This window comes from Microcystis sp. M44BS1, from assembly GCF_020244875.1.
Taxonomy (GTDB): Bacteria; Cyanobacteriota; Cyanobacteriia; order Cyanobacteriales; family Microcystaceae; genus Microcystis; species Microcystis panniformis.
The window spans coordinates 1-4533 of the sequence record NZ_JADBVM010000218.1; the positions used below are offsets into that span (position 1 = coordinate 1).

7 protein-coding genes are annotated in these 4533 nt (G+C 46.0%); 3 read left to right on the forward strand and 4 right to left on the reverse strand.

Annotation, left to right across the window (positions count from 1 at the left end):
- Positions 1–177: 177 nt before the first annotated feature.
- Positions 178–822: a lysophospholipid acyltransferase family protein gene (locus tag IM515_RS17030; RefSeq protein WP_004161567.1), complete on the forward strand. Its 645-nt coding sequence runs from the start codon at positions 178–180 to the stop codon at positions 820–822.
- Between the two features lie 249 nt (positions 823–1071).
- On the forward strand, positions 1072–1320 hold the full coding sequence (locus IM515_RS17035; protein WP_223210334.1) for a hypothetical protein: 249 nt from the start codon (positions 1072–1074) through the stop codon (positions 1318–1320).
- On the opposite strand, the gene cbiB is transcribed toward IM515_RS17035, so the two are convergent.
- From cbiB to IM515_RS17050, 3 genes are read right to left on the reverse strand one after another with little or no spacing between them, the layout of a single operon-like run.
- Complete coding sequence (cbiB, locus tag IM515_RS17040) at positions 1291–2271, reverse strand: adenosylcobinamide-phosphate synthase CbiB (protein WP_287629445.1); 981 nt, start codon at positions 2269–2271, stop codon at positions 1291–1293. The two genes, IM515_RS17035 and cbiB, sit on opposite strands and share 30 nt — an antisense overlap.
- A 2-nt stretch (positions 2272–2273) precedes the next feature.
- Positions 2274–2747: a GFA family protein gene (locus tag IM515_RS17045; RefSeq protein ID WP_287629446.1), complete on the reverse strand. Its 474-nt coding sequence runs from the start codon at positions 2745–2747 to the stop codon at positions 2274–2276.
- Positions 2695–3138: an Rrf2 family transcriptional regulator gene (locus IM515_RS17050; protein WP_002738021.1), complete on the reverse strand. Its 444-nt coding sequence runs from the start codon at positions 3136–3138 to the stop codon at positions 2695–2697. The genes IM515_RS17045 and IM515_RS17050 overlap by 53 nt, the downstream gene beginning before the upstream one ends.
- A 299-nt stretch (positions 3139–3437) precedes the next feature.
- Between IM515_RS17050 and IM515_RS17055 the strand changes: the two genes are divergently transcribed.
- Positions 3438–3827, forward strand: a complete 390-nt coding sequence (locus tag IM515_RS17055; protein WP_002737568.1) for an AbrB family transcriptional regulator — start codon at positions 3438–3440, stop codon at positions 3825–3827.
- A 292-nt stretch (positions 3828–4119) separates the two neighbouring features.
- Here the strand turns inward: IM515_RS17055 and IM515_RS17060 are convergent, their stop codons facing one another.
- Positions 4120–4287: a YqaE/Pmp3 family membrane protein gene (locus tag IM515_RS17060; RefSeq protein WP_002757335.1), complete on the reverse strand. Its 168-nt coding sequence runs from the start codon at positions 4285–4287 to the stop codon at positions 4120–4122.
- Positions 4288–4533 lie beyond the last annotated feature (246 nt).

Below are 4533 nucleotides of genomic sequence, written 5' to 3' on the forward strand. Positions count from 1 at the left end.
CCTATAGCTTCTTGTACTTGTTGCGCGCGACTTTTTACCCGGCCAAGCTTTTCTGGTCGGAACCCCCTAAGCCGAGTTTTCCAGGTGCTGCGCCGTCCACTTGGTTTTCGAGACTGGCCTTTTAATTCTAACGTAAAGCCGCCGTAGAACGGCGGGGTTTCAGACCCAAAATTTCCGATGAACCAGCCTCAAGAGCGAGAACCTTTTGCCAGTTTAGTTTTATATCATCTCTTTAAATGGTCGATCGTTAGCCCAACCCTACACGGCTATTTCCGCGGCCGCATTTACGGAGTGGAAAATGTCCCCCGGCGTCATCCTCTGATTATCGTCTGCAATCACGCCAGTTACTTCGATCCACCTCTATTATCCTGTGCCGTGCGTCGTCCCGTAGCTTATATGGCTAAAGAAGAATTATTTACCATCCCGATTTTAAAACAGGCGATCGCTCTTTACGGGGCCTATCCCGTCAAACGCAGCAGTGGTGATCGCGGGGCAATTCGGGCGGCGATGGCAGCCTTAGCAGCGGGCTGGGCAGTAGGAGTGTTTCTGGAGGGAACCCGCACCGAGGACGGATTGATCCATCAACCAAAACTAGGCGCGGCGATGATTGCCGCTAAAGCGGGAGTTCCCCTGTTACCCGTCAGTTTGTGGGGGACAGAAAAGATTTTTCAAAAAGGTTCTTCTTTTCCCCATAGTATCCCCTTAACTATTCGCATCGGGGAAGTGCTGCCGCCACCGATTTCTAGCAAAAGAGAAGCTTTACAGACAGTTACCGAGCGCTGTGCCGAAATTATTAACGGATTACACGCCCTCGGACGCTAAATCTTTGCCTTTTGCATGAGTAGAAAACGGGTTTCTCCGAGAAACCCGTTTTCTGTGCGTTACTCAACGGATTTAGTATTAGATTTCTCTCCCCTACACTTTGAAGTGGGGAATCTAGGCTAAAATTGGCATAACTCGACCATTGCCTCGATCATGTTCTTTTTTGTCCTCGGCTTCAATCTAGGCTTAACTTTATTTAATTGCTTTCTAGTCTGGAAATTGTGGCAATTGCGGCGGATTTTAGGGCGAGTGACCAAAATTTTAAACCGGGTGGAACGACGTTTACACCACATTTTTTACCCCGCTCCAGAATATATTGTCATCGCTGGGGCGAAAACCTATCATCTCCGACAAAACTATCAACGTCTCTGCGGACAGATACAGATACTGCAATCCCTATTCTTGACCTTCTCCCTAATTATCCGTTACTGGCAGCGTCAATCCCGTCAACGCCGTCGCCTCTGGTCGCTAAAATTGAGCAAAATCTCTAGCAACTAAGCAGCTAACAGCGATCGCCAACCAAAGTAATACACAAGTACGAGTTAAATTCAAAGCCTGTTCGACGGTTTTGACGGTAATCGGGTTGAGGTTATCCCCCAATAAAGGTTTTTCCACAATCTGGCCCCGGTATTGATTTTCCCCCCCCAATTGCACCCCCAAAATCGCCCCATAGACGCATTCACTCCAACCGGAATTAGGACTAGGATCCCGACGGGCATCGCGCCAACAAATGCTTAAAACCCGCCCCGGCCGGCCCGAAATTAGGGCGAGAGTTAAGACCGTTAAACGACAGGGTAGCCATGTCAAAACATCCTCGCTTTTAGCACTAAACCAGCCAATATGGGTGTAGGGCGGCCGACGATAGCCAATCATCGAATCGAGGGTACTAGCGGCTTTATAAGCGCAAGCGAGGGGAACTGGTCCCACCCCCAGAAAAGCACCGAGAAGGGCATAAAAAAGCGGCGCAGTAACTCCATCCACAGCATTTTCACTGACAGTTTCTAATAGGGCGCGAAGGATGTCTTCCCGTCCGAGATTATCTGTGTCGCGACCAACGTATAAACTTAGTTGGCAACGAGCTAAGGTGATATTTTCCGCTTGTAAAGGTGCGATGACTGTTTCGGCAGCCCTGCGTAAACTTCTACCGGCTAAACAACTAGCCAAGAGAATCACTTGTACTAGGCAACTCAGCAGCAAATTGACCTGACCTAACCATTGGATTCCTAGCCAAGTTAAGACCCCAGCCAAGATAATTAAACCTAGTCCCAGAATTATGCCCGCTAAACGTTGCCGAATTTTTTCCTGCGTCCAATTAAGAATAACTTTGCTGGCAACAGCAATAATCGCCCCCATCACCTGCACTGGATGAATCCATCCCCAAGGATCGCCCACCAGATAATCTAAAACCGCCCCTAATACTAAAATGATCGCCGTTGCCGTTTCCTTCACAATTACTCCCTTTTACCATCGATATCCCGAATTTTCTCAATATTGTCTTCCCAGTTAGCTCCATCAAAGAACTGGATCTGAAAATCTTCCAAGACATTGCCATCCAAACAGCGCAGGTTTATATCTATAGCGTCAGGATGGGAGCGGGGACGATAGAAAGGATGAATACCACAAACACGACAAAAATAATGTTGGGCTGTGTGGGTATTAAATGTATAGGTACTTAAGAAATCTTCACCGCTTAGGAGGGTAAATTGTGCTGAGGGAACAATCAGATGCAAAAAGCCTTTTTTCTGACAAATCGAACAATTACAGTCTAGAGCTTGATCATGCTCGATCGCCACTTGAAAACGGATCGCTCCACAGTGACAACCTCCCCCATAAATCTTTGCTTGAGTTGTTCCTGTCATAACCTCTAAACTACTAAACGATAAAGCTGGTTTCCTCTCCCCTAGCGGCGATCCAGCTACGGGCATCGTAGTATAAATCGGCTAAGGTAATCTTCCCTAGGGCCTCTTTTAATTTCTCGTGGAGGTGTTTCCAGATAGTAAATGTCACCCAATCTTCTGCCTGTTCGTCCCTGGGATGATAACCTGATAATGGCTCGATTGTCTCTCCCACTGCCTCCAAAATTTGCCCCAACGAGATACGATTTGCTGGCCTAGCCAACTGATAACCCCCTTGCGATCCCCGAAAGGAACGAACTAACCCCGCTCGTCGCATTTCTATCAGCAATTTCTCTAGATAAGCAGCCGGGATATCTTGACGCAGGGCGATCGATTTTACCGATACGGGAGTCCCCCTCGGTTGTAAACTAAGATCCAGCAAGGCTTTAACACTATAGTGACCCCTAGTTGTTAGCTTCATTATCCCTCATTTTTACCTCTTGATCTCTATCCTACCCCGGCTCTCATTGATGAGAGAAAGGCCAACCTCCCTTACCCCGGCATCTCGATCAACATTGATAAATTCTCTTAAGATTTCGATCGAGAGATAGAGTCTAATCCATTACAATCAATTTCCCCAAGCAAGTGATAATTTTTAGTTTATACCGTGTAAGATAAGTGTAGAGATCAATCGTAACCCGATTGTTTCTGGTCAGGGGGAGCAATTCTCCTCGACTAGCCTTGATGACCCTAACCGTTACTTATCTACTGCGAACTTAAATGAACACAACTACCAATCCAGAACCCCTGACTGGCCTCGAACTAATTGAGAAAGTTAAACAGCTAGGCAACCTCAGCAAAGAGGAAAAAGCCCGGGAATGCGGCTACTATACCATGACAAAAAATGGTATCGAACGCGTTAATATGATGAAATTTCTCAATGCTTTAATCGATGCTGAGGGAATTGACTTAGATAGCAGTGCCAATGGTCATGGACGAGGTGGGCGCTCGGCCAGCTACCGGATCAGTGTCCAATCAAATAATAATCTCCTGATCGGTTCGGCCTACACCAAAAAAATGGGACTCAAACCGGGAGATGAATTTGAAATTACTTTGGGGAGAAAACATATTCATCTCAAGCAAGTTGGCGCCAGCGACGACGACGAATAGCAATAATTAAGGAGAGAGCCTTTTCACTCTCTCCTTGCTATGAAATAAGCTCTTGTCTCTTGAAACTAGGTATTTTATCCTCAATCGGTCTTTAAGCATCTAGATAGGTTTGGCTGAATAAATCTAAAAACCTTGTTGGGTAAGACTTTTAGACTTTTTTGACATCAAAAAGTGCTGACCATTGGAGTGATCGGGGGGAAAATTTAGACACTTTTTCCCTGAAAATGGGTAAAATACCACGGCCGACACCCCACAGCTTGCCCCCACGAAAAACTTTTTCAGCAGACCCTAACTAGGAATTCTCCGCTTCTTTGGAGACAATCCAGAAAGCGTGGATAATGCCAGGTACATAACCAATTAAAGTTAAGATAATGTTAATAACAAAGGCTAAACTCAGTCCCGTGGTTAAAAATACGGCTAAGGGCGGCAAAAAAAACGCACAAACTAGGCGAAGAAACATTGTCCATACCTCAAAAAGACTTTAGTGAATCTTAATTCTATATTAAGTTTGCTCTCCTTAAATTTGCCATAAAATGGCAGTGATCGCAGAAAAATTAAGGAGAAATTCTTGACATCCTCGCCGCCCTAAAAGTGCGGCGATTCCTAAACCTCACGATTTAAGTTTCTGCTTCCACCACCGTCGCATACCACAGTTAAAAAACCATGTACTGTCTTACACAGAGTCCACAGACTTTCGCCCCATTTC

What these genes read in the sequence shown, in the direction of transcription:
- IM515_RS17055 (WP_002737568.1), top strand. Translation starts at nt 3,438, where the DNA reads ATGAACACAACTACCAATCCAGAACCCCTGACTGGCCTCGAACTAATT.
- IM515_RS17050 (WP_002738021.1), bottom strand. Translation starts at nt 3,138, where the DNA reads ATGAAGCTAACAACTAGGGGTCACTATAGTGTTAAAGCCTTGCTGGAT.
- IM515_RS17045 (WP_287629446.1), bottom strand. Translation starts at nt 2,747, where the DNA reads ATGCCCGTAGCTGGATCGCCGCTAGGGGAGAGGAAACCAGCTTTATCG.
- IM515_RS17030 (WP_004161567.1), top strand. Translation starts at nt 178, where the DNA reads ATGAACCAGCCTCAAGAGCGAGAACCTTTTGCCAGTTTAGTTTTATAT.
- IM515_RS17060 (WP_002757335.1), bottom strand. Translation starts at nt 4,287, where the DNA reads ATGTTTCTTCGCCTAGTTTGTGCGTTTTTTTTGCCGCCCTTAGCCGTA.